Source organism: Lutimonas sp., from assembly GCF_051011215.1.
GTDB lineage: Bacteria > Bacteroidota > Bacteroidia > Flavobacteriales > Flavobacteriaceae > Lutimonas.
Map to the genome: position 1 here is coordinate 1 of NZ_JBPCUJ010000130.1, position 2,762 is coordinate 2,762.

At 34.4% G+C, this 2,762-nt stretch carries 2 protein-coding genes; both read left to right on the forward strand.

Annotated elements, in window-relative coordinates; all coding sequences use genetic code 11:
• The first annotated feature begins 728 nt into the window (after positions 1-728).
• Positions 729-1,970 carry an HD-GYP domain-containing protein gene (locus tag ACR2MV_RS12425; RefSeq protein WP_434022242.1) on the forward strand — a complete coding sequence of 414 codons (1,242 nt, stop codon included), beginning with the start codon at positions 729-731 and terminating at the stop codon, positions 1,968-1,970.
• 9 nt (positions 1,971-1,979) lie between these two features.
• Positions 1,980-2,762 (forward strand): EAL domain-containing protein (locus ACR2MV_RS12430; protein WP_434022243.1); only part of this gene is annotated, 783 nt, incomplete at its 3' end.

Below are 2,762 nucleotides of genomic sequence, written 5' to 3' on the forward strand. Positions count from 1 at the left end.
AGCAGACATTCGTTGAATATCTCAATACGAACTAAGAGTCGTGTGGAAATGTTTCTAATGATTAATACATTAATAGAGAGCCAGAAGAAAAAGGCTCTGACATCTCATATATATCATTCTGATTGAACCCTTGATGGAATTTCGCAGGCATAACGACAATAGTTAGCACCAATGCCATAAATGAAATAATCACAAGAGCGCGTACTTTTAAGTTTGTCATAGTAGATAATTCTACTTTTGTTTAATTTTGCAACAATTACCCATCAGGGTAATTAGGACAAACGAGGGTAGATAACCTATGAAATGTATGTCGTTTGCAGTCACGACTTTTAAATGTCATTTTCTTGACACTTTTACTATGGTTTTAGTAATAAACGCCCTTATTAAATGTCTGCTTTCGGCCAATAGCGGTCATTCAAAACATTTTTTAATTATCGTAAAGTTGGTACTCGCACTCCATAGTGTTCATCAAGAAATTTGATGTAATTCACCTAAGCAGTTTATCGGCCGGATATATTATAACTTTAATAAGAACCCATACTTTGAAAATATTCCTGCATTTTCAAAGGCATTTAACTGTCCTTTTGTCATAAATTTAAAATTAAGTAGTGAACTTTATCTATGATTTGCCGTTATAGATTTCGTGACCATATATCTTTAGGCATACCAGCCAATAAGCACCTGGAGCACGGTGCAATTATATTTAACTTCAACAGAAACTGTGTGATATGCAAATTGAATTAGTTAAAACACCCATTAAAGACCTAAAACTTGGAATGTTCGTATCAAAATTGGATCGCCCATGGTTAGACACTCCGTTTATTTTGCAAGGTTTTCCAGTAAAAACTAAAAGTGATATTAATGCAATTAAAAAATACTGTTCTTATGTCTACATTGATGTTGAAAAACAAATAGAGATAGAGGAAAAGGAATCTGTAGAATCAAACCAATCAAAAGAAAAATCAGAATCAATAAAAGAAGATTTCTTAAATAGCTTTAATACATCAATTTTATCCTACAAAGACAAAATTAGTTTTACAGATGAATTGCCAAATGCAAATAAAGCTTTAACAGAATCTAATAAAATTATCCACGATGTAATGGGTGAACTGAAAAAAAGTGGAAAATTAAAACTTTCTAGCGTGAAGAAGTCAACTAAAACATTAATGGATAGTGTTTTACGAAATAGTGACGCGATAACTTGGTTATCCTTGATGAAGCAAAAAGATGATTATATTTATCGTCACTCGGTTTCATCCTCCATATATGCTTTTTTGCTAGGCCGCCATTTAGGATACGATCAGCAAGAGCTCCAGATGCTTGGGTTGGGTGCGATGCTGCTTGATATCGGAAAGACAAAGATACCAGATGAGTTACTTAATAAAGCAGAAGTTTTAACTGAGTCAGAAACCAGCCTTATGCGAAAGCATGTAGATTTCGGTTTGGAAGTACTCAATCAAACAGCTGAAGTAAGTCCAATTGTTCGATCAATGTTAGAAACTCACCATGAACGTCATGACGGCACTGGATATCCCAAGGGTTTGGCCGGTGAATCAATACCAATGTTTGGAAGGATTGCAGGTATCGTTGATAGCTTTGGTGCTATGACATCTCAAAGACCATATGCGCAACAAATGTCTACGTATGATTGTCTTCGTGCATTTAACCAACTCTCTGACAAGCTCTTTCAAAAGCAATTAGTTGAGCAGTTTATACAAGCTATAGGTTTCTTTCCCACCGGCACACTTGTAGAGCTTAATAATGAATCCGTAGGTGTAGTAGTCAGACAAAACAGTTCCTCAAAACTAAAGCCAGACGTGATAATTATTTTAGATAAAAATAAAAATTTTAAAGATGAATTTGTAACAATCAGTTTGGAGGAAAGAAAATCGCTTTGGATTAATAAAGGCCTAGAGCCTGGTAGCTATGATATTGATCCAACTGAATATTTCTTAATAGAAGAAAATTGAGAAATAGCAATGGTTGCGATTCGCCGTCACGATGGACACATTGATTTTCTCAATGTACTTCTCGATTTTTTAAAAAAATCTGAACCGTCTCAGTCATATCCAGCCCTTGTTATCGTTAAAATCAGTGCTATAGACGAAGTTAATATCAACTTCAATTATCATGTAGGTGATCAATTTTATTCCCGGGCTTTTGATTGGTTAATTGATAATACTAGAGAAAAAGATATCGTTTACCCCCTTACAAGCGATAAATTTGCAATATTACTGGGAAATATAAAAAATAAAGGTCACGTCATACTTGCTGCTAATAAGCTAGTGCAATTTAGCAATCAGAAATTTGTTATTCAAAGTGAGGATATATTTTCACAAATTTCAATTGGCATTGCTTTAGCCAAAGATAAAAACATTGATGCCATAAAGTTTTTACAAAATGCCGAAATCGCACTTGATCTGGCTGAGCAAAATCATAAGTCTTATGAAATTTTGTCGCCTGAAAAAGAAGGATCGGACGACAAATCATTTGAGATAAAATCTAAGCTTGAAACAGCACTTAATAACAGCGAATTTTTTCTCATGTATCAGCCACAAGTTGATGTAAATAGCGGAATGCCTATTGGCATGGAAGCATTAATTCGTTGGGAAAACCCTCGCTATGGCATAGTCCCACCCGATGTGTTTATACCTTACTTGGAAAAAAATCGACTAATCAATTTGGTTACTGACTTTGTGCTAAATACAGCCTTAAGAAAACAAAAAGAATTATCTGAGAACTACTTAGACATACCAGTTTCT